The sequence below is a fragment of the Sphingomonas sp. genome (genome assembly GCF_036388435.1).
In the GTDB taxonomy this organism is placed as follows: domain Bacteria; phylum Pseudomonadota; class Alphaproteobacteria; order Sphingomonadales; family Sphingomonadaceae; genus Sphingomonas.
The window spans coordinates 41,061-62,345 of record NZ_DASVRV010000041.1; the positions used below are offsets into that span (position 1 = coordinate 41,061).

Genomic DNA, 21,285 nt, shown 5'->3' on the forward strand with positions numbered 1-21,285 from the left:
TGCCCGCACCTAACCGGCCGGGTGCCCGTCAGGCGCGGCGATGCTCGCCCGGCGCCACCCCGTCGAGCGTCCAGTCGCCGACCCGCCACCGCACCAGCCTCAGCGTCGGATGGCCGATCGCCGCCGTCATCCGGCGTACCTGCCGGTTCCGTCCTTCGCGGATCGTGAGCCGGAGCCAGCAATCGGGCACCGTCCTGCGAAAGCGCACGGGCGGGTCGCGGGCCCAGAGAAGCGGAGCGGCGACACGCTCGGCGGCGGCCGGTCGGGTCATGCCGTCCGTCAGGCGGACGCCCTGCCGAAGCGACGCGAGGCCCGCCTCGTCCACATCGCCTTCCACCTGCACGAGATAGGTCTTGGGCAGCTTGAACCGGGGATCGGCGATCCGCGCCTGGAGCCGGCCATCGTCGGTCAGCAGGAGCAGCCCCTCGCTGTCGCGATCGAGCCGCCCCGCCGGATAGACGCCGGGCATGTCGATGTAATCCGACAGCGTCGGCCGGGCAGGGCCGGTCGCGCCCTTGTCGGTGAACTGGCACAGCACGCCGTACGGCTTGTTGAACAGGATCAGCGTCATCGCGCGCGGGGACCGGGGCGGCGATCCTCGGCGACGGCCTTCACGCGGGACGGCACAGGCTCGTCGCCACCGCCTCGGCGACCTTGATCCCGTCCACCGCCGCCGACAGGATGCCGCCGGCATAGCCGGCCCCCTCGCCGGCCGGAAAGAGGCCAGCGGTGTTCAGGCTCTGAAAGTCCGGCCCGCGGGTGAAGCGCACGGGCGAGGAGGTGCGCGTCTCTACGCCGGTCATCACCACGTCGGGATGGTCGTAGCCCGGGATCTGGCGCCCGAACACCGGCAGCGCCTCGCGCATCGCGGCGACCGCGAAGTCGGGCAGGCAGTCGGCCAGGTCGGTCGGCCGCACCCCCGGCCGGTAGGACGGGACGACCGAGCCCAGCGCCGTCGACGGCCGGCCCGCCAGGAAATCGCCGACTCGCTGCGCCGGCGCATGATAGCTCGATCCGCCCGCCACGAACGCCCGCGACTCCCAGTGGCGCTGCAGGGCCAGGCCGGCGAGCGGATCGCCGGGATAGTCGCGCGCGGGATCGATCGCGACGACGAAGCCGGAATTCGCGTTGCGCTCGTTGCGCGAATATTGGCTCATGCCGTTGGTCGCGACCCGCCCCTCCTCCGAGGTCGCCGCGACCACCGTGCCGCCGGGGCACATGCAGAAGCTGTAGACGGTGCGGCCGTTCGAGCAATGGTGCGAAAGATGGTACTCGGCCGCGCCCAATATGGGATGGCCCGCATTGTGGCCGAAGCGCGCCCGGTCGATCCAGGATTGCGGATGCTCGATGCGGACGCCGATCGAAAAGGGCTTGGCCTCGACATGGACGCCCGCCGCGTGGAGCATCCCGAACGTGTCGCGCGCGCTGTGCCCGATCGCCAGCACGACGCGCTCCGCTTCCAGATAGTCGCCCGAATGGAGGTGGAGCCCGCGAACCCGGCGCACGCCGCCGGCGTCGGTCTCGACATCTATGCCGTCGACGCGCTGCCCGAAGCGGTATTCGCCGCCCAGGGCCTCGATCGACGCGCGCATGGCCTCGACCATCGTCACCAGACGAAAGGTGCCGATATGCGGATGCGCCTCCGTCAGTATCTCCGGCGGAGCGCCCGCCTTTACGAACTCGGTCAGCACCTTGCGGTCGAGGTGGCGGGGTTCCTTGATGCGGCTGTAGAGCTTGCCGTCGGAAAAGGTGCCGGCACCCCCCTCGCCGAACTGGACGTTGGATTCAGGGTCGAGGATGCTCTTGCGCCACAGCCCCCAAGTGTCCTTGGTCCGTTCGCGCACCACCTTGCCGCGGTCGAGGATGATGGGCCGGAACCCCATCTGGGCGAGGATCAGGGCCGCGAACAGCCCGCACGGACCGGCGCCGATCACCACCGGGCGCGGACTGCCCTGCACGGCCCGGCCGACATGGCGGTAGCTGGTGTCGGGCGTGCGCTGGACGTCGCGGTCCTTGCGCACCCGGGCGAGCACCGCCGTCTCGTCCCTGAGCGTCACGTCCACCGTGTAGACGAGAAGGATATTGGTCTTGTCGCGCGCGTCGTTGCCGCGGCGCACGACCTGGTGCCGCACCAGGTCGCGCGGGCCGATCCGCAGCCGCTGGCGGATGGCGGCCGGCAGCGCCTCGTCGGCATGGTGGAGCGGTAAGGAGATATTGGTCAGGCGCAGCATGGCGGGGGATGTAGCGACGGGCCGGGCGCGACGCCAATCACGGTTCGGCCAGGTGCCGGGATCTGCTCGCGGTTCCGACGACTCGAAACCGGTCCGGGCCCGGATGAGCCGCGACATGCGGCCGTCGGCGCACATGATCGCGGCCGGATCGAACGACGTCGCTATTGGATGGACCGCGCTCTGCGGTATGCGGGGCGGGCGACGCTCGGCTATGCGCCGGGCGCAGGTCGGATGGTGACTGTCATGATGGCCCGTATTGCGGCGGAATGGGACGGCGCGGTCGTGCGCACCTGGTTGGAGCGCCGCGTGGTCGCCGCGCGCGCCGATCAGGTCGTGGCGGAGCGAGGCGGTCGCGACCGCCAGGACGATTGCGACAAGGCGACCGCCGAGGAAATGGTCTGCTCGCTCGTCGCGGGGAGCAAGTGCGACTTTTCCCAAGCATCCCTGTTGGACCATCTGCGGGCGCTGCTGGATCGTCACGAATATGTCTGGCGGGGGGTGTATGACGATACACGGTTCGACAGGCATGTCCGCGCGTTCATCAAGAAACTGGTCAGGATGACCAAGGCCAATGACGGATTCGAGAATATGGCGCATTACCAATGAAACCCCGCCGCTATCGACTATAAGCCGGGTCGTATCCGCCCATGAGGCATGAAGCCCCGGACGGGATGACCACCGACCGGGTGGTGATGAGAGACGCCGCCGCAGCCCTATGAAACCGACCCGTCAGACCCTTCAGGACCTCGGCTGGACCATCCATTTCAGCGCGCAGGTCTCGATCGAGGAAGCCGCGCTCTACCATCCGGTCCGCGTGATCGCCGTTCATCGCGGCAAGATCGTCGTGTCGGGCGAAGGACCGCCCCGGTCGATCACGTCCTATATTCCCGGCGCCGGACCGTCGGACGATCATCCGACGGTGGGCGACTGGCTGCTGGTCGACGGCGACACGCAGCAGCCCATCCGGGTTCTCAAGCGGTTGAACCTGTTCAAACGGCGTGCGCCGGGCGATCCGCGCAACGAGCAGATGATCGCCGCCAATGTCGATACCGCCTTCATCCTGTCCTCCTGCAACCAGGATTTCAGCGTCGCGCGGTTGGAGCGTTATCTCGTCCTGGCGCGCGAGGTGGGGGTCCAGGCGGTCGTGGTCCTCACCAAGACCGATCTGACCGACACCCCGGAAGCCTTTGCGGCGGCGGCCCGCGCGATCGAGCCGGGGCTGGCGGTCGAAACCGTGGATGCGCGCGACCCTGCCGCCGTCGCCCATCTCGCGGGCTGGTGCGGCCCGGGCAAGACCGTCGCGTTGCTCGGGTCGTCGGGAGTCGGAAAGTCCACACTCGTCAACACGCTGCGAGGCTCGGACAGCATCGCCACCCAGGCGATCCGCGCGAATGACGGAACGGGCCGGCACACGACCACCGTTCGCGAGATGCACCGCCTGGAACATGGGGGCTGGCTGCTCGACCTGCCCGGCATGCGGGAATTGCAGCTGACCGAGGCGACCGCCGGCATCGCGGAGATCTTCGATGATTTCGCCGTGACGGCGCAGGACTGCCGGTTTTCGAACTGTTCGCACGGGGGCGAGCCGGGCTGCGCCATCCGGGCCGCCATCGAAACGGGCGCGCTGACGTCGGCCCGCTTCGAACGCTGGCGGACCCTGGAAGCCGGGGAACGTGCCAACGCTTCTCGCCTTGCGAGGCGGCGACCCTCGTAGCGCCGATCCGCGGGTCCGGTGCGGCACTGCGCGGGCGAGCATGCCGCGATACCGTGCCCGGACCCGGCGAACCGACGCCTCGGCGGGCCGGCGGTGGCGCGGGTTCACGACTTGCGCGGTGGTTCGGCCTGACATCGCAGGAACTCCATGATAGCTTCCCGCGATGGTCGCGCAGCTCCTGACACCCGCCTATCTGCCGTTCGCGATCGCGTTCGTGGTGATGATCGGGATCGGACTGATCGAGGCGATCGGCCTGGGCGTCGGACATCTCGATCTGGAAGCGGAAATCGGCGCGGATGCGGATGGCGGCGTGCTCGACTGGCTGGGGCTTGGGGACGATCTGCCCATCCTGATCTGGCTGACCTCGCTGCTCGGCTGCTTCACCCTTGCCGGCACCGCGATCCAGCAGGTCGCGACCTCGTTTTACGGAGCGCCGCTCCCCTGGAGGCCGGCATCGGGCGCCGCGTTCGTCGTCGGCGCGCTGCTCAACACGCTCGCCGCCAACGGCCTGGCCCGCATCATGCCCGGCTTCGAGACGACGGTCATCTCGACCGACGACCTGCTCCGCTGTCGCGGCACCATGTTGGAGGGCACCGCCCGCCGCGGATCGCCCGCACGGGCGAAGGTCGTCGACCGGTACGGCCAGGCGCATTTCATCATGGTCGAGCCGCACGACGACGGCGACGTGATCTCACCGGGCGAGACGGCGCTGCTGGTCCGCCGCGAGGGCAAATTGTTCTTCGCGCTGCCCGACGGGAACACGCTTCTTCAATCGATCTGATACATATCGACACGCATCACCGGGGGAGGGTCTCATGCCCGCATCGCTTCTGAACATACTCATCTATGCCGGCATCGTCCTGGTCGCCCTGACGGTGATCGGCATCATCCTGACCCGGCTGTACCGCCGCGCGACCAAGGACGTGGCGCTAATCCGCACGGGCTTCGGCGGCGAGAAGGTGGTGCTCAACGGCGGCATCATGGTCATCCCCGTGCTGCACGAACTGATGCAGGTGCGGCTGACGACGGTGAAGCTGGAGGTGTCCCGTCTGAACAAGGACGCGCTGATCACGCTCGACAAGCTGCGCGTCGACGTGGTCGGGCTGTTCCACATCAAGGTGAAGCCCGACGCCGAATCGATCGCCGCGGCCGCGCAGACGCTGGGCGATTCGGTCAACAGCCCCGATGCGGTGAAGTCGCTGCTCGACGGCAAGCTCGTGTCCGCGTTGCGCTCGGTCGCGGCGACGATGACGATGGAGCACCTCCACGCCAATCGCGCCGACTTCATCCAGAAGGTGCAGGAGGCGCTGATGACCGATCTGGACATGAACGGCTTTCAGCTGGAATCGGTCAGCATCACCCATTTCGACCAGACCGCGTTCGAGCATTTCAACGAGAACAACGCATTCGACGCCGAGGGCCTGACCGTGCTCACCCGCACGATCGAGGAGCGCAAGAAGATCCGCAACGACATCGTCGCGACCAACCGCGTCGAGATCGAACAGCGCAACCTCGACGCCAACAACCAGTCGCTGGAGATCGCCCAGGCCGCCGAACAGGCGCGGCTGTTGCAAGAGCAGACGCTGTCGGCCCGCCGCGCCGAACAGGCGACGGCGATCGCGACCGCCGAGGCCGAGCAGACCCGGCTCGCGGAGATCGCGCGGATCACCGCGACCCAGGCGCAGACCGTGGCCCAGACCGAGGCGGACAAGATCGTCCAGACCGCGACCATCGCACGCGACGGCGCGATCCAGACCGCCACCATCGAGCGCGACCGCACCATCGAGATCGCGCGGATCACGACCGCGGTGCAGACCGCCCAGAAGTCGGAGGAGGAGTCGACCGCGACCGCCGCCGCCAACGAAGCGCGCGCGCTCGCCGTCCGTGCGGAGGAGAGCGTCGCCACGGCCAAGGCGACCGAGATCGCCAATCGCAACAAGAACGTCGCCGTCATCGCCGCCACCCAGCGCGCGCAGGAGGAGGCGGTCGGCATCACCGTCGCGGCATCGGCCGAGAAGGAAGCCGCCGAGGCCCGCGCGAGCGCGCTGCGCACCGAGGCGACCGCGGAGGCCGATGCCGAAAAGGCCCGTGCCGAGGGCCGCGAGGCCGCGTTCAAGGTCGATGCCGCGGGCCAGGCGTCGCTGAACGAAGCGACCAACCTTCTCAACGAGGGGCAGACCGCCCTCCTGGTGCGCAGGGCGATGCTGGAGGCGCTGCCCGCGATCATCGCGGCGGCGAGCAAGCCGATGGAGAATATCGACCGGATCAGCATCCTGGACGCGCGCGGCCTTCACGGCGACGGCGCCGGCGCCGGCGACGGAGCGACCGGGGGCGGTCAGGGCAATCTGGCCGATGCCGCGGTCGCCGCCGCGATGCGCTACCGCGTCGGCGGCCCGCTGATCGACGGGCTGATGGCCGAACTCGGCATGAACGGCGGCTCGCTGAATGCGATGCTTGCAGGAAGCGGCGGCGCGGACGCCGGCCACCAGAGCGCCCTGACGACCGCGCCTCGGACAAAGCCCCTGAACGGTTCCGGCCTGAACGGTTCCGGCCTGACCGCGAGCGAGACGTCCGGCTGACGCCCCGGCCGACGCGTCGCGGCAGGCGGGTCGATCGCCCACATCTGCGCCTTGATGGACGCCGTCGGCGTGATTCGGTTCGGAACTCCGCTTCAGCGTATGTCGGGATAGCGGTCGCCCAGCCGGGTGCGCAGGCCCACCGCCCACCGGATGCCGACCGTGAGGTAGATCCAGTTCGCCTTCCACTCGCCCCAGGCGGCGATGCGGCGATCGGAGGTGAGGATCACGCGATTGACCAGCCGCACCCGGCCGAAGCGCGCCATCTTCACGCACAGATCGGCTTCCTCCATCACGGTCATGCCCGGATCGCACCCGCCCGCGGCCAGGAAGTCGGCGCGGCGGAAGAACATGGCATGATCCCCGAACAGCAGCCGCACCCCGCGCAGGAACAGATGCGGCCGCAGCAGCAGCGGCGCGTACCAGGTCTTGATCCAATTGTGGAACGAGGTCGCCCAGCGCACCTTTTCCGGGCCGCTCAGGAGCGGGGTGAAGCCGGCGAGCGCCACGCGCGGATCGGCGAGCGTGCGGCGGATCACCGCCACCATGTCGTCGGGGGGTGCGGTGTCGGAATGGAGCACGCAGACGAGCGGGCTCGCCACCTCGGCCACGCCGCGATTGATCTGGGTCGCGCGGCCGCGCTGGTGGTGCTCGACCACCGCGAGGCCCAGCGACCGCGCGAGCGCGACGGTGCCGTCGCCGCTTCCGCCGTCGACCACCAGCACCTCGGCCGGGGCCGGATCGAGCGCGGCGAGCAGGCGTGCCAGCCGGGGCAGCGTCGTGGCCTCGTCCAGCGTCGGTATGACGATCGCGACCCCGGTCACGGCAGGAGGTCCGGCCAGCGGGCGATGTCTTCGGGCCGGTCGCAATCGGCCAGACGGGGCAGCAGCATCGGCCGGGCGCCGGCCTCGGCAAGGCGGGCCAGCGTCTGGTCGAACACCGCGTCCGTTCCCCAGGCGACGCTGCGGAACACCGCCTCGATCGGGCGGGCCAGGCCGAGCAGCCAATAGCCGCCATCCTCCGCCGGGCCGATCGCCGCCGCATGGGTGGCGAGCGCGTCGGCCGCCCGGATCAGCAGGTCGGGGCCGAGGTCGGGCGCGTCGGCGCCGATGAACAGCGTCGGATAGGGCGGGCCGGCGCGCGCCAGCCGCTCGCCGAGATCGCCCTCGCCCTGGTCGACGACCTCGACGGTGCCCAGCCACTCGGCAAAGGCGGCGATGGGCGCCCCGGTCACCCGCAATTGGTGGGGCAGGCCCGACGCCCGCACCGCCCTCAGCGTGCGCTCCGTCAGAAGCCGGTGCATCGCCGCCGCGCCCTCGGGTCCGAGCGCCGGGATCAGCCGCGTCTTGGCCCGGCCGGGCTCGGGGAAACGGGTGAAGATCACGACGCGCGGAACTGTCATGCGGCGCCGATAGCATCATCGCCCGCAACCCGCACCGCTGCTCGGCGGTTGTGGGGGACGTGGCACGCAGGCTCGACAGGGATCAGGCGGTGATGATGGCGGGCGGCGCGGCGATCGGGCTGGCGCTGCTGGCGATCCTCATGGGCGAGAAGCGTCGGCCCCTGCGCGCGGCGACCCAGGCCGAACCGAGGCGCAGCGCCGTCAATCTGGCGCTCGGCGCGATGAGCATGGCGGTCGTCATCCTGGTCGAAACGCCGCTGACGCGACCGCTCGCCGAACGCGCGGCGGCCAGGCGGACCGGCATCGCCCAGCGGCTGCCCGCGCCGGCATGGGTGCGCGATGGGACGGCGGTGCTGCTGATGGACTACACGGTCTATCTCTGGCACGTCGCGACCCACAAGCTGCCCTTCCTGTGGCGGTTTCACCTGGTTCACCATGTCGACATGGACCTGGATACGACCACGGCGCTGCGCTTCCATGCCGCCGACATGGCGATCTCCGCGCCCTATCGCGCGATGCAGGTCGCGCTGCTGGGGGTTAGCCCCCGTGCGTTTCGCGTCTGGCGGGCCTGGTTCTTTCTGTCGGTCTGGTTCCACCACAGCAATCTCGCCCTGCCCGAGGGCTGGGAACGGGTGCTTGCGCGAATCTTCACCACGCCGCGGATGCACGGCATCCATCATGCGGCCGTTCGCGGCCGGACGGATTCGAACTGGTCGAGCGGTCTTGCGATCTGGGACCATCTCCACGGCACCTTTCGCCTCGACCTGTCGCAGGACGCGATCGCGATCGGCGTGCCCGGTTATCGTGATCCGGGAGAGATCGGCATCGGCGCCTCGCTACGCATGCCCTTCGCGCCGGAACGCAATGCCTGGGCGACGCCGCCGCGCGACGGGGCCGGGTCCTTATCCCATTTCCCCACCAGCCAAGCATGAAGGAGCCCGGAGCATGACCGTCGAACTACTCTCCCCGCCGCAGCTCAGCGAGGAACTACGCCAGGGCACAAGCCCTGACCTGACGCGCCGTCGCGTCGGCATCGGCCTGTCCTTCGCGGGCGCGTTCATCGCGGCGGCGGTGGCCGCCTATCAGACAGGTATCTCGAAGCGGCTGCCCGATATCCTGCCGGGCAAGATCTGGGACGCGGAAAAGGTCGACGCGTCCAATTACGCCTATGCGAATCTCCAGCAACCCGACGGGCCGATGATGCTGGTCAATTACGGCCTGACCGCGATGGCGATCGCCGCGGGAGGGAAGGACCGCGCGCGCCAGAACCCGGCGCTGCCCGTCGCCGCCGCGGCCAAGGCGGCGGCCGACCTGGCGCTGTGCAGCGCGATGGCTGCGCTGGAATGGCGCGAGAACCGGAAACTGTGCAGCTGGTGCCAGGTCGCGACAGCCATTTCCGGCGTGACGCTCGCGCTCACCCTTCCCGAAGCGGTCAAGGCGCTGCGCGGACCCGAGCCCGAGACGGCCCGCTAGGAACCAAGCCCGCCGCGCCCGCGAAGTCGATCAGCCGCCGCAGAAAGGCGGCGTCGGTCGGCGGGCAGGCGCGACCGATGAACGCGCGGGCGTTGCCGTCGTCGAAACGCGGGTCACGCTGAAAATAATTGGCATAAAGGCCCGTGACGCGGGCGTGCAGACGGCGCTCGCTCCTGGGTAGCGCGGAGATGTCGAAGCGCGCCGGATCGACGAGGGTCGGTGCGACCAGATGCGGGACGGACGCGATCACGTCCCGGAGCAACTCGACCGGCACCGGCCCGCCGGAGACCAGGTGATAGGTGCGGCCCGCCGCCTCGTCGATCCGCTCGGCCAGGTCGCACAGCCCCGCGGTGACATGGTCGATGGGCACGAAATCGATGGTGGCGTGCGGATGGGCGGGAATGACGCGCACGCGGCCCGTCGCGATCAGCCTGAAGGCGGCATAGATCGTGTCGAAACTGCGGATCGCGCCGCTGCTCCATCCGCCGACGACGACGCTGGGCCGCGCGACCGCCGCGGCTATGCCGCTCGCGCGCACCAGCGCTTCGGCTTGCGCCTTGCTCGCCTCGTAACCGTTGGCGAAGGGATAGCGCTCGTCGCGCGGGTCCTCCGCGACCGGCCCGTCGCGCGTGCCGCAGACATAGGCGGTGCTGACATGGAGAAACTTCATGCCGCCTGCCCGTGCCAGGGCGAGGACGCGCGCGGTGCCGTCGACGTTGATCGCCCGGTGGACCGCTGCGGCGGCGTCGAACTGGGTCACGGCGGCGCAGTGGACGATCAGCTCGTGACCGCCCGCGACCGCCTGCCACATGGCCTCGTTCCAGCCGAGCGACTCCCGGCCGAGGTCGCCGTCGAGCAACGTCACGCCTTCCACCAGCCGACCGTCGTTGCGCCGTACCGCGCGGTTGCGGTTGATGAGTGCGGTCACGTGGTGCCCGCGATCGACCAGCCGTCCGGCGACCTCGCCCCCCAGCAGTCCGGCGGCTCCCGTCAACAGGATCTTCAAGAACGACCTTCCATCATCGGCGCCGCGTTCCCGCCCTCGCCATGGGGCAGCGAGGTGGCGCAGCCGGCCGGCACCTTGAGACATGCCGGCGGGCGCCGTTGTCGACGGTCACGAACGTCCTGTCGAGTGTCGGGGGCCGTGCGAGATCGCACCGGCACGACTCGACCGGCTTCGACCGGGTCGGGCGGCGATGCTGGCCTGGGTGCGACGGGACCGCTAGACGGGCAGGATGGCCCGCTTCCCCGATCCCGCCGGCTCGCCGTTCCGCGTCAGGGCGGCGCTTCCGCTCGCGCCGGGGAAGTTTCGCGATCCGGCGGTGACCGCCGGCGGCGAGCCGCGCGCCACCGTGGCGATGACCGGACTGGCCACGCTCTGGTTCAACACGGGCACGCTCTGCAATCTGGCCTGCGCGACCTGCTATATCGAGAGTTCGCCGACCAACGACGCCCTGGTCTATCTGTCGGCGGCGGAGGTGGCGGGGTATCTCGACGAGATCGCCGCCGGACGCCTGCCGACCCAGGAGATCGGGCTCACCGGTGGGGAGCCGTTCATGAACCGGGAGATCATCCCGATCCTCGAGGATTGCCTCGCGCGCGGCTTCGCGGTGCTGGTGCTGACCAACGCCATGCGGCCGATGCGCCGGCACGAGGCCGCGCTGCTCGCGTTGCGCGCGCGTCATGGCGACCGGCTCACCTTGCGCGTCAGTCTCGACCATCACAGCCGCGCGGTCCACGAGGCGGAACGGGGCCTGGGCAGCTGGGACAAGGCGATGGACGGCCTGCGCTGGCTGGCGGTTCATGGTTTCCGCATCGCGGTCGCGGGTCGCCAGCTCGGTGCCGAGACGCTGGCCGACGCGCGCATCGGCTATGCCGCGTCGCTCACCCGGGCGGGCATCGCGCTCGACGTCGCCGATCCCGAGCGGCTGGTGCTTTTTCCCGAGATGGACGCCGGCGCCGACACGCCCGAGATCAGCGAGCGCTGCTGGTCGATCCTCGGCAAGTCGCCCGGCTCGGTGATGTGCGCGTCGAGCCGCATGGTCGTGAAGCGGCGCGGCGCAGCCGCCCCCAGCGTCGCCGCCTGCACCTTGCTGCCCTATCATCCCGAATTCGATCTGGGGCGCACGCTGGCGGCGGCGAGCCGGCCCGTCGCGCTCAACCATCCCCATTGCGCCCGCTTCTGCGTGCTCGGCGGGGCGAGTTGCAGCGGCTAGGCTATTCCGCCCGCGCGCCGACGACCCGCCTCACGATCGCGTCCAGCCTGGCGACCATGGCCGGATCATAATGCCGGCGATCGGTCAGCAGCGACCGGTCGAGCACCGTATCGATCGGCGACGCTTCACGCCGCTCGGGCAGGGCATGGGCGAGTTCGACCACCAGTCGCCGGGCGATGTCGGCATTCGCGGCGAGTTGCGCGATCACGTCACCGACTTCGACATGGGCGGTGTTCTCGCGCCAGCAGTCATAATCGGTGACCATGCCCACCAGCGCATAGGGCAGCTCCGCCTCGCGGGCGAGCTTGGCTTCCGGCATGGCGGTCATGCCGATCACGTCGCAGCCCCATTGCCGGTAGAGCGCGCTTTCCGCCCTGGTCGAGAAATGCGGGCCTTCCATGGCCAGGTAGGTGCCGCCCTCGGCCACCTCGGCGCCCGCCAGGCTGGCGGCGGCGGCCGCGAACAGGGACAGGCGCGGGCAGACCGGTTCGGCCATCGACACGTGCGCGACCATCCCCGGGCCGAAGAAGCTCGCGTCCCGGTGCACGGTACGGTCGATGAACTGGTCGACCACCACGAACCGTCCCGGCGCCAGTTCCTCCCGCAGCGATCCGACCGACGAAATGGCGAGCAGGTCGGTGCAGCCGGCGCGTTTGAGGGCGTCGATATTCGCGCGCATATTGACCGCGCTCGGCGGAAGATGGTGCCCGCGCCCGTGGCGGGGCAGGAACACGAAGCGGACGGGGCCGATCCGCCCGCGCAGCAGGCTGTCGGACGGTCTGCCCCAGGGCGTGTCGACGTCGAGCCATTCCGGCTCGGCGAGCCCCTCGATCGCATATAGGCCCGATCCGCCGATAACGCCGATCGTCCAGGAATCATGGTTCGCCATAGTCGCCTCTTTCACAGCGGTGCGGTCCGGAACCGCCGGCTCGCTACGAACGATCCGGTCGATCCGCCGATCGAATGCGCGACGGCGAAGCCGGGCAACGCGATTTTCCGATGGGCGGTGATGATGTGCGACACGATCATGGAAGCGATCCGTCCCTATCTGTCCAGGCGCATCGTCAGCAGAACCGGGCAGAGCACAATGCCGTGCACCGACCGACGATCAACCGGGTATGATGTCACGAAGACCGAGCGGCTGATCTCCGCGAAACCCCGCACCCGGAACGACGCTGGTGACCCCTACGAGAATCGAACTCGTGCTTTCGCCGTGAGAGGGCGACGTCCTAACCGCTAGACGAAGGGGCCATGAGCGGGAAGCGGCGCGGATACGGGGTGGGCGGAGGTTCGTCAAGCTGCCGTCTCCGAACGCCGGCGTAACCGGTTTTCGTCGGGCGGCGTCGTGCCGGGGCATGTCGGGACAGAAGATATGTCCGAAACGGAGATGATTTCCAAGCACGTCGCGCCGCTTCTCCATAGCGGTATGCAAGCGGTTGAGGCGAGGATCGGGGGCAGGGTGAGCGGTCAGGCGATTTGGGCTGAATGGGATGACGGCGATCTCATCCAGCAGGGCGATCTCGTTCGCCGCCGCCCCGATGCGACGGCATCGCCTGTGTGGGGCCTGATCATCACGGCGGATTGCGACATCGCGCAGAACAAGGCCGGCAACCGGTACACCTGGATCCGGATCGTGTCGGGCGCGGACTATCTGTGTTCGACCTGGGCGCCCGATCAGTTGCGCCGGTTGGTGGAAAAGCAGGCGCGCGTAGCGGCGGAAGGGCTCGGCGCGCGCCTCAGACGATCGGATCCGGAACTGACGCCGCTCACCGGCGAAGGGCTGTGCCGGTGGCTGGAACAGGACGACCCGACCACGATCTGGGCGGCCGTCGCGCCCGAGGGGAAAGCGGACGCCAAGCTGCTCCGGATCATGCAGGCGCTCCATGCCGCGACCGATCCGCTCTCGACCTGTTCCCCCATGGATCGACTGCGCCGGGCCTGGACCCTGCTCGGGCGAAGCGCGGCGGAGCAGGCGGGGATGATCGGCGAGGCCTTGAAGGGGGATCGCGGTTTTCCGGACTTCTTTCTGCTGCCGGAACTGCCCCAGACCGACGGGTTCGGGTTCGTCATCCTCCTGCGCGACATAGCTTCGGTCGACGCCGATGCGGTCTTCGGCGCGGAACTGGAGGCACGACTGGCGGACCGGCCGGACGGCTTTCATCGGTTCGGGCGCCTGCAGGACGGCGTCCGCTTCGCCGTCACGCAGAAGCTCGCCTTTCTCTTCTCGCGTATCGGCATGCCGACTTCGTTCGAGGACGCCTGCGCCGCGGCCGCCGATCTGCTGGTGCATCAGATGAACTTTCAGGAGGGGTCGGCATGAGCCACGGTGCGTTGGTGATCGATCGGGACGCGTTGAGCGCGCTGGACGCGGCCTTGATCGAGGATAGCTGGTTTTCGGCTTTCCGGCTGCCCGACAACACGGACGGCCTGCGCCGGGTCGAGCAGGGGGGCAACATCTACCTGCTGTCCGCCGCGGCGAGCGACGAGAGCGGCTTGCTGGTGATCGACCTTGGTCCGGAAGGTCCGCTGCTCGGCATGCCGAAACGGCGTTGCGCCTTTGAACGGATCCTGCGGGTCGCGATGCGCCATTTCGACCGGAACGTCGCGCTGCCGATCCAGTGCCAGGCCTATCATGACGGCTGTCTTCTTTCCATCTACGGACAGCCGCCCGCGCGCAACTCGCGCCAGCGGATCTACTTCGATCAGGCGCCGGACGGCAGCGGCAACGTGTTCGCCTATGCCATGACGATCGAGCCGCGCGCGCTCAGCGACACCGTGGCCGACATGGCCGTCTATCGCGCGGCCATCGCCGGCTACCAGGACGCGGCGCTGGCCGAGGTCGCCCGGACCGATGCCGTCGGCAGTTACGGCATCCTGTTGTCGGAGCCGCTCGGCTTTCATCTCGCCGGCACAGCGTCGCTGGCCGAATGGTATGAAAGGCGTCTCAGCGAGGAGCAGGTCCGCTTCGTCGACAAGGGCCATGACAAACCGATCAGGCTGCGTGGCGCGGCCGGCACCGGCAAGACGCAGGCGATGGCGGTGAAATGTCTGCGCGACCTGTACCTCGATCATGACGGCGGCGGCGACAAGCGGTTCGCCTTCCTGACGCACAGCTCCGCGCTGGCCCATGACGTGGTACGCGGCATGTTCTTCGCGCTCGACCCGTCCGAACGCTGGGCCGAGCTCAGGACGGCCGACGGACAGAACAAGCTCTGGATCGGAACGCTGTACGAACTGGCGCAGGAACAGCTCGGCTATGTCAAAAAGGGCCTGAAGCCGCTTTCGCTCGACGGCCGCGAAGGTCGCGAGCTGCAGCGGATGATGATCAACGAGGAAGTGGAGGTCGCGCTGCGCGATCCCAGGCTGGCGCGGGGGCTGGTTCCCGCCTGTCCCGAGCTTGGCGGCCGGATGAAGGATGCGGGCCGGCGTGCGGCACTGATCGAGGAACTGATGAACGAGTTCGCCTGCGTGCTTGATGCCGAGAACATCAAACGTGGTACGCCGGATGCCGACCGATACGTCAGGGGCGCGCGCGAACCCTGGCAGATGTCGCTGGAGACGGTCGACGAGCGTCAGCTCGTGATCGAGCTTCACGATCTCTACCGGTCCGCCCTGAAGCGCGAGAAGCTGCTGAGCATGGATCAGATGGTGGCCGATTTCGATCGCTATCTGTCGACGCACGAATGGTCGCAACTGCGCGAGCGGGACGGATTCGACGTCGTCTTCGTCGACGAATATCATTATTTCACCCGGGTGGAGGCGATGACGCTTCACAACCTCTTCAAGACCCGCGCCGAATGCGAAGGCCGTCTGCCGCTGATCATGGCCTATGACCTCAAGCAGAGCACCAACGACGCGGCGCTGGGCGGCGGTCTCGAACGGTTCCGCAATCCGGGCGTCGGCGAGTCGGTGCCGGTCGATCTGAAGCAGGTATTCCGCTCGACGCCGCAGATCGCGGCGTTCCTCCAGGCCCTGGACGGCTCCTTTCCGGCGCTCGATCTGGAAGGCGAGTTCCAGCTGCATTCCGGCTTTTCCGGCAACGACGACGGCCCGTTTCCGACCTATCGGGTGTTCGAAACCGATACCAAGCTGATCGACGATATCTTCAGGGAGGCGGTCCAGCGCGCGCGCGCGGTCGAAGGCGGCGGAAGCCAGGTGGCCGTTCTGTGCCTGAACGATCAGCTTTTCGATACCTATCGCAAGGCGTCGAGGATCAGCAGCATGTACGTGGCGATCACCACGCGCGAAGACCTGCGCGAGCTGCGCTATGCGCGGACGCGCTGCGTATTCAGCATGCCGGAATATGTGGCCGGCCTGCAATTCGACACGGTGTTCCTGATCCATGCCGATACGGCCGATCTGGCGGACGACTATGTCAGCCAGGGCGCGCGACGCCGTTACGTGTCACGGCTGTATCTGGGCGCCAGCCGCGCCGCGCACCGTTTGAAGATCGCCAGTTCCGAGCAGCGCGGCGGGATCAGCAACGTCCTGGCGGCCCCGATCGCGAATTGCACCCTGGTACGGGCCTGACGAAGGGGCGCGGCCGCATTCAGGCCGCCTTGCGCCGCTCCGCCATCTCCGCGTTCAGCATTTCCGCGAGCAGGAACGCCAGCTCCAGCGACTGACCCGCGTTCAGTCGCGGGTCGCAATGGGTGTGATAGCGGTCGGACAGCGACTGGTCGGTCACGTCGACCGCGCCGCCGGTGCATTCGGTGACGTTGCGGCCGGTCATCTCCGCATGGATGCCGCCGGCATGGGTGCCTTCGCCGCGGTGGACGGCGAAAAAGGCGCGGACCTCGCTCAGGATGCGGTCGAAGGGGCGCGTCTTGTAGCCGCTGGCCGACTGGACGGTGTTGCCGTGCATGGGATCGCAGCTCCACACGGCCGGATGTCCCTCGCGCGTGACGGCGCGGATCAGGCGGGGGAGGTGCTGCTCGACCTTGTCATGGCCATAGCGGGTGATGAGGGTGACGCGGCCGGGGGCGCGGGCGGGATTGAGCTGGTCGAGCAGGCGGAGCAGCAGGTCGGGGTCGAGGCCGGGGCCGCATTTGACGCCGATCGGGTTGCCGACCCCGCGCAGGAACTCGACATGCGCCGATCCCTCGAAACGGGTGCGGTCGCCGATCCACAGGAAATGCGCCGACGTGTCGTACCAGTCGCCCGTGAGCGAGTCCCGCCGGGTCATCGCCTGTTCGAAGGGGAGCAGCAGCGCCTCGTGGCTGGTGTAGAATTGCGTCTGGGCGAGCTGGGGCACGGTTTCGGGATCGATGCCGCAGGCGCGCATGAACTCCAGCGCCTCGCCGATGCGGTCGGCGGTCTCGCGATACTTCTTGCCCCAGGGGCTCGCGCCCAGGAAGTCGTGGGTCCAGCGGTGCACCTGGTGGAGATTGGCGTAGCCGCCCTGCGCAAAGGCACGCAGCAGGTTCAGGGTCGCCGCCGACTGGCTGTAGGCGCGGATCATCCGCTGCGGATCGGGCGCGCGCCCGCCCGGCGTCGCGGCCATGTCGTTGACGTTGTCGCCGCGGTACGAAGGCAGCTCGATGCCGTCGACGGTCTCGGTCGGGGCGGACCGGGGTTTGGCGAACTGGCCCGCCATGCGGCCGAGCTTCACCACGGGCAGCTTGGAGGCGAAGGTCAGGACCACCGCCATCTGCAGGATGACGCGAAACGTGTCGCGGATATTGTCGGGATGGAATTCGGCGAAGCTTTCCGCGCAGTCGCCGCCCTGGAGCAGGAACGCCTCGCCGCGTTCGACCCGCGCCAGGTCGGCGGTCAGGTTGCGCGCCTCGCCCGCGAAGACGAGTGGGGGAAAGGAGCGCAACGTGTCCGTCGCGGCGGCGAGCGCGGCCGTGTCGGGGTAATCCGGTAACTGGCGGGCCTCGGCCCGCGTCCAGCTGTCAGGGGCCCAGGAAGCGGCCATGGATGTGGGTCCGATATGGTGAACGAGGTCGCGCCCGCCATGCGCGTGATCGCGCGAGCGCGCAATATCCAGGGAAGCGCGCGTGTGCGCCGGGCCTCTTGCCCGGCCGGCATATTGGGCATATCGGCGCTCGCCACCACGCGGTCTCCCCGTGTGCCGGGGAGCGTGGTGGACGAACCTTGACCTGATCGCGGCGATGATATTGATCGTGATCATCGACGACCTCGTATCCGTCCGGTCGCGAAAACAAGTGCTTAAAGGGATTGCCAGACATTGCCGGTAGCTGATTTCGCGAGCTTCGCGTCGCTCAAGGGGGAGTTCGAGGCCGAGGGCCTGACGCGCGAGGAACTCGCCGTCGAGGTGATCTTCGCGCGCGCGCGCGGGATCGATTATCTGGTCAAGATCGGCGGCTGCGAGGCGAAGTCGGATCTCGACTATCTCGGTCGGCTGGGCGTCACCAGCGTGGTCGCGCCGATGATCGAATCGGGTTTCGCGATGCGCAAATATATGGAGATGCTGCCGACCCGGGGCTTTCACCATGTCGGGGTGACGATCGAGACGGTCCATGCGGTGGAGCGGATCGAGGAGCTGCTCGACGCGGGCACCCGGCTGAACAACGTGACGATCGGGCGGTCCGACCTGACCGCCTCGTTCGGCGGCGCCGGGGTCGATTCGGACGCGACGATGGCCATGGTCCGCGCCGTGGCACAGGCCGGGCGCCGTCGCGGGCTGGAAGTGACGATGGGCGGGGGCATCAACCTCCAGACGCGCGCCCTGCTGCGCGAGGACGCCGCCTTGCGCGGCCTGCTCCACTGCGTGGAGACGCGCAAGGTGGTGATGCCCGTCAACCGCTTCGTCGAGGACGGCGTGCTGGAGGACGCGATCGCGGTCGAGCTGGAGCTGCTGGAATTGCGCACCGGTCCGGCGGCGGAGGCGGTGGCGCGCTCGACCAAGCGGATCGCGCAGCTGCGCGAACGGGTCTAGACGCGGTGGAGCTGAAATTCGTTCTCGACTTCGACGGCGTGCTCTTCAACAGCGCGTTCGAGGCTTACAGCGTCTGCCAGGCGACCGTCGCCGACGAGGCGGACTGTCGACAGGATGTCGATTTCGAGGAATTTCTCGAATTCCGCGGATTCGTGACCGATGCGTGGCAATATCGCCGCCTGTTCCATCCGGGCAGTCGGCTCGCGCAGATCGCCGATCTGCCGCTCGTCGAGCCGGTGGAGGCGGACTGGGCGTTCGCCGAACGCTTCTTCGCGACGCGGGCGCGGATCATGCGGGACCGCGACTGGCCCAAGATCATGTCGCCCTACGACTTCTTCTTCCTGTTGAAGCCGCTGCTCCTCGACCAGCCCGAGCGGTTCGCGATCCTGTCCACCCGCAATGTCGAATCGATCCGCCAGACCATGGCGTTCTACGATGCCGACGTGATCGAGATATTCGGGCAGGAGGATATCCGCCGGCTGGGATCCAAGATCGAGGTGGCCAATCATCAGGGCTGGCTGGAAAAGGGGCGATATCTGGTCGCCTATGTCGACGACATGAACTCGCATCTCGAGCCCTTCGACGGCAAGGTCCACCTGCCGCTCCATGCCGATTGGGGATATGACAAGACCGAGGCGTCAAGCCTCAGCCAGCACCAGGTGCTGACGATCATACAGTCCATGCTGAAGATCGCGCGGCCGCAGGATTCGGGACCCAACGATGCCGCTCAAATATAGCGACCAGATGGCGGCGTGGCTGAAGGCCGCGGGCTACACGCATTATTTCTACGTCGGCGGGGGCAACATCATGCACCTGACCGAAAGCCTGGACCGCTTCCTGACCGGCGTTCCCGTGGTCCACGAGGTCGCCGCCGGCATCGCCGCCGAATATTTCAACGAGATCGCCGCGCCGGCCAAGGCGCTGGCGCTCGTCACCGCCGGGCCGGGGCTTACCAACATCGTCACCGCGCTGTCGGGGGCGTATCTGGAAAGCCGCGAGTTGCTGGTCATCGGCGGGCAGGTCAAGACCGCGGACCTGGCGCATGGACGCGTGCGCTCGCGCGGCATCCAGGAAGTCGACGGGGTCGAACTGGTCCGATCGACGACCAAGCTCGCCTATCGCTTCACGGCGCCGCTGGGCGCGCGCGACTTCGCCGAAAAGATCGCGATCAGCTGGCAGCCGCGCAAGGGACCGGTGTTCCTGGAATTGCCGCTCGACGTCCAGGCGGCGACCGTCGAGGAGGAGGCGTTCGGCGAGCCGCCCCGGACCGCGCTTCCACTCGCGAGCGAGCAGGAGCTGGCGGCCGTCGTCGATCTCTACGCCCGGGCCGAACGGCCGATCCTGCTGGTCGGCGGCGGCATATCCTACCCGACGATGGCGGGGGTGCGGGAACGGCTGATCGATCGGGGCGTCCCGGTTATGACGACCTATAACGGCGCCGACCGCTTCGACGGCGACGATCCCGTCTATCTCGGCCGGCCCAATACCTGGGGTCAGCGCAGCGCCAACATCATCATCCAGCAGGCCGATCTGATCGTGGCGCTCGGCACCCGGCTCGGCCTCCAGCAGACGGGCTTCAACTGGCAGGAGTTCGGCCGCGCGGCCACGATCGTCCACTTGGATATCGACGAGGGCGAGCTGACCAAGGGCCACCCGCGCACCGACATGGCGTTGCGGGTCGACGCCGACGATTTCGTCCGGCGCTTCGCGTCCGCGGCGCTGCCGCCCAAGGCCGACTGGCTCGCCCGGGCCAGATCGATCCGCGACGCGGTGCCGCGGGTCGAGGCCGTCAACAACACGGGCGCGGGCTATATCTCGCCCTATGACTTCATCGTGCGGCTGGAAAAGCTAACCAGCGCGGACGACCTGTTTATCCCGTGCAGCAGCGGCAGCGCCTTCACCTTGTCGATGCAGCTGTACAAACAGAAATTCGGCCAGCGGGTGCTGACCAACAAGTCGCTGGCGTCGATGGGCTATGGCCTGTCGGGGGCGATCGGCGCGTCGATCGGCGGCAAGGGACGGCGCACGATCCTGGTGGAAGGCGATGGCGGGTTCGCGCAGAACCTCCAGGAGCTGGGCACGGTCATGGTCAACGCGCTGGACCTGAAGATCTTCATCTTCCACGACCAGGGCCATGCGTCGATCCGGATGACGCAGCGCAGCTATTTCAACGGCAAGTATCTCGGTTGCGATCGTCCGTCGGGGCTGGGACTGCCCGATTGGGAGCGGGTGTTCGCGGCCTGGGATGTGCCCGTGATGACCCTGCCGCTCGATTTCGACACGTCTCCCGAGTTCCTGCGGCGGATGACGACGCCCGGACCGCAGGCGTTCGTGGTGCCGATCGATCCCGAGCAGACCTATCTGCCCAAGATCACCAGCCGCATCACCGCGAGCGGATCGATGGAGTCGAACCCGATCGATCGCATGACGCCGGAAATCGACTATCTGGTGGACAGGTGACGTCCTCCAGATCGCTGCTGGTCATCGGCGGCTCGGGATTTTTCGGCAAGTCGATCCTGGACGCCCATGCGCGCGGGTTGCTCGAACCCTGGGATATCGGCAGCGTGGCCGTCGTGGCGCGGCGGGCGAGCGCGCTGCGCGGCACCCATCCGGCGCTGATCGGCGAGGGCGTCTCGCTCCACGACGCCGATGTGGGCACCGCGACCATGCTCCCCGACGCGGATTACGTGGTTCATGCGGCGAGTTCGACCGACGCCGCGCGTTATGTCACCCACGCCGCCGAGGAGCGTGCGAACATCCTGGCCGCGA

21 protein-coding genes and 1 tRNA gene are annotated in these 21,285 nt (G+C 68.4%); 13 read left to right on the plus strand and 9 right to left on the minus strand.

Translation table 11 applies throughout. The features are described 5' to 3' along the window. Positions 1-28: 28 nt before the first annotated feature. Together VF592_RS08530 and VF592_RS08535 are read right to left on the minus strand one after the other, a co-directional pair. Complete coding sequence (locus tag VF592_RS08530; RefSeq protein ID WP_331005193.1) at positions 29-571, minus strand: pseudouridine synthase; 543 nt, start codon at positions 569-571, stop codon at positions 29-31. A gap of 40 nt (positions 572-611) precedes the next feature. After that, positions 612-2,231, minus strand: coding sequence for an NAD(P)/FAD-dependent oxidoreductase (locus VF592_RS08535; RefSeq protein WP_331005194.1), 1,620 nt, complete (start codon positions 2,229-2,231; stop codon positions 612-614). 246 nt (positions 2,232-2,477) lie between these two features. Between VF592_RS08535 and VF592_RS08540 the strand changes: the two genes are divergently transcribed. From VF592_RS08540 to VF592_RS08555, 4 genes are all read left to right on the plus strand, one after another. After that, positions 2,478-2,837, plus strand: coding sequence for a hypothetical protein (locus tag VF592_RS08540; RefSeq protein ID WP_414714186.1), 360 nt, complete (start codon positions 2,478-2,480; stop codon positions 2,835-2,837). A gap of 109 nt (positions 2,838-2,946) precedes the next feature. Next, positions 2,947-3,945, plus strand: a complete 999-nt coding sequence (gene rsgA / locus VF592_RS08545; RefSeq protein ID WP_331005196.1) for a ribosome small subunit-dependent GTPase A — start codon at positions 2,947-2,949, stop codon at positions 3,943-3,945. A gap of 163 nt (positions 3,946-4,108) precedes the next feature. Then, positions 4,109-4,726, plus strand: coding sequence for an OB-fold-containig protein (locus tag VF592_RS08550; RefSeq protein WP_331005197.1), 618 nt, complete (start codon positions 4,109-4,111; stop codon positions 4,724-4,726). A 34-nt stretch (positions 4,727-4,760) separates the two neighbouring features. Further along, on the plus strand, positions 4,761-6,524 hold the full coding sequence (locus VF592_RS08555) for a flotillin family protein (RefSeq protein WP_331005198.1): 1,764 nt from the start codon (positions 4,761-4,763) through the stop codon (positions 6,522-6,524). Positions 6,525-6,616: 92 nt separating this feature from the next. On the opposite strand, the gene VF592_RS08560 is transcribed toward VF592_RS08555, so the two are convergent. Beyond that, a complete protein-coding gene (locus tag VF592_RS08560) occupies positions 6,617-7,345 on the minus strand; it encodes a glycosyltransferase (protein ID WP_331005199.1) in 729 nt (242 codons plus the stop codon). Then, the gene (locus tag VF592_RS08565) at positions 7,342-7,923 is read right to left on the minus strand and encodes a TIGR04282 family arsenosugar biosynthesis glycosyltransferase (RefSeq protein ID WP_331005200.1); all 582 of its coding nucleotides are present in this window, start codon (positions 7,921-7,923) and stop codon (positions 7,342-7,344) included. Before VF592_RS08565 ends, VF592_RS08560 begins: the two co-directional genes overlap by 4 nt. A gap of 59 nt (positions 7,924-7,982) precedes the next feature. On the opposite strand from VF592_RS08565, the gene VF592_RS08570 reads away from it, so the two are divergent. Together VF592_RS08570 and VF592_RS08575 are read left to right on the plus strand one after the other, a co-directional pair. Further along, a complete protein-coding gene (locus tag VF592_RS08570) occupies positions 7,983-8,855 on the plus strand; it encodes a sterol desaturase family protein (RefSeq protein WP_331005201.1) in 873 nt (290 codons plus the stop codon). A 13-nt stretch (positions 8,856-8,868) separates the two neighbouring features. Continuing rightward, the gene (locus tag VF592_RS08575) at positions 8,869-9,396 is read left to right on the plus strand and encodes a vitamin K epoxide reductase family protein (protein ID WP_331005202.1); all 528 of its coding nucleotides are present in this window, start codon (positions 8,869-8,871) and stop codon (positions 9,394-9,396) included. Here the strand turns inward: VF592_RS08575 and VF592_RS08580 are convergent. Further along, a complete protein-coding gene (locus VF592_RS08580; RefSeq protein WP_331005203.1) occupies positions 9,356-10,402 on the minus strand; it encodes an SDR family oxidoreductase in 1,047 nt (348 codons plus the stop codon). The genes VF592_RS08575 and VF592_RS08580 overlap by 41 nt on opposite strands. 229 nt (positions 10,403-10,631) lie before the next feature. Here VF592_RS08580 and VF592_RS08585 point away from each other — a divergent pair, with 229 nt between their 5' ends. Beyond that, on the plus strand, positions 10,632-11,612 hold the full coding sequence (locus VF592_RS08585; RefSeq protein WP_331005204.1) for a radical SAM protein: 981 nt from the start codon (positions 10,632-10,634) through the stop codon (positions 11,610-11,612). 1 nt (position 11,613) lies between these two features. On the opposite strand, the gene mtnP is transcribed toward VF592_RS08585, so the two are convergent. The 3 genes from mtnP to VF592_RS08600 all read right to left on the minus strand — a co-directional run bounded on the left by mtnP (position 11,614) and on the right by VF592_RS08600 (position 12,863). Beyond that, entirely contained in the window at positions 11,614-12,501 is an 888-nt protein-coding gene (gene mtnP, locus VF592_RS08590; protein ID WP_331005205.1) for an S-methyl-5'-thioadenosine phosphorylase, read from the minus strand. A gap of 11 nt (positions 12,502-12,512) precedes the next feature. Continuing rightward, positions 12,513-12,641 (minus strand): hypothetical protein, encoded by a 129-nt coding sequence (locus VF592_RS08595; RefSeq protein ID WP_331005206.1) that lies wholly within the window; start codon positions 12,639-12,641, stop codon positions 12,513-12,515. A 147-nt stretch (positions 12,642-12,788) separates the two neighbouring features. After that, positions 12,789-12,863: transfer RNA gene (locus tag VF592_RS08600), tRNA-Glu, on the minus strand. 208 nt (positions 12,864-13,071) lie between these two features. Here VF592_RS08600 and VF592_RS08605 point away from each other — a divergent pair. Both VF592_RS08605 and VF592_RS08610 read left to right on the plus strand, forming a co-directional pair. Next, positions 13,072-13,932 (plus strand): hypothetical protein, encoded by an 861-nt coding sequence (locus VF592_RS08605; RefSeq protein ID WP_331005207.1) that lies wholly within the window; start codon positions 13,072-13,074, stop codon positions 13,930-13,932. After that, positions 13,929-16,142, plus strand: a complete 2,214-nt coding sequence (locus tag VF592_RS08610) for a UvrD-helicase domain-containing protein (RefSeq protein WP_331005208.1) — start codon at positions 13,929-13,931, stop codon at positions 16,140-16,142. The genes VF592_RS08605 and VF592_RS08610 overlap by 4 nt, the downstream gene beginning before the upstream one ends. A 19-nt stretch (positions 16,143-16,161) precedes the next feature. Here the strand turns inward: VF592_RS08610 and VF592_RS08615 are convergent, their stop codons facing one another. Further along, positions 16,162-17,532: a class II 3-deoxy-7-phosphoheptulonate synthase gene (locus VF592_RS08615; protein ID WP_331005209.1), complete on the minus strand. Its 1,371-nt coding sequence runs from the start codon at positions 17,530-17,532 to the stop codon at positions 16,162-16,164. A 273-nt stretch (positions 17,533-17,805) separates the two neighbouring features. Between VF592_RS08615 and VF592_RS08620 the strand changes: the two genes are divergently transcribed. The 4 genes from VF592_RS08620 to VF592_RS08635 form a co-directional block, all read left to right on the plus strand. Continuing rightward, positions 17,806-18,516: a hypothetical protein gene (locus tag VF592_RS08620; protein ID WP_331005210.1), complete on the plus strand. Its 711-nt coding sequence runs from the start codon at positions 17,806-17,808 to the stop codon at positions 18,514-18,516. A gap of 5 nt (positions 18,517-18,521) precedes the next feature. Next, entirely contained in the window at positions 18,522-19,253 is a 732-nt protein-coding gene (locus tag VF592_RS08625; protein ID WP_331005211.1) for a hypothetical protein, read from the plus strand. Next, a complete protein-coding gene (locus VF592_RS08630) occupies positions 19,237-20,976 on the plus strand; it encodes a thiamine pyrophosphate-binding protein (RefSeq protein ID WP_331005212.1) in 1,740 nt (579 codons plus the stop codon). Before VF592_RS08625 ends, VF592_RS08630 begins: the two co-directional genes overlap by 17 nt. After that, positions 20,973-21,285 (plus strand): hypothetical protein (locus tag VF592_RS08635; RefSeq protein WP_331005213.1); only part of this gene is annotated, 313 nt, incomplete at its 3' end. The genes VF592_RS08630 and VF592_RS08635, both read left to right, overlap by 4 nt.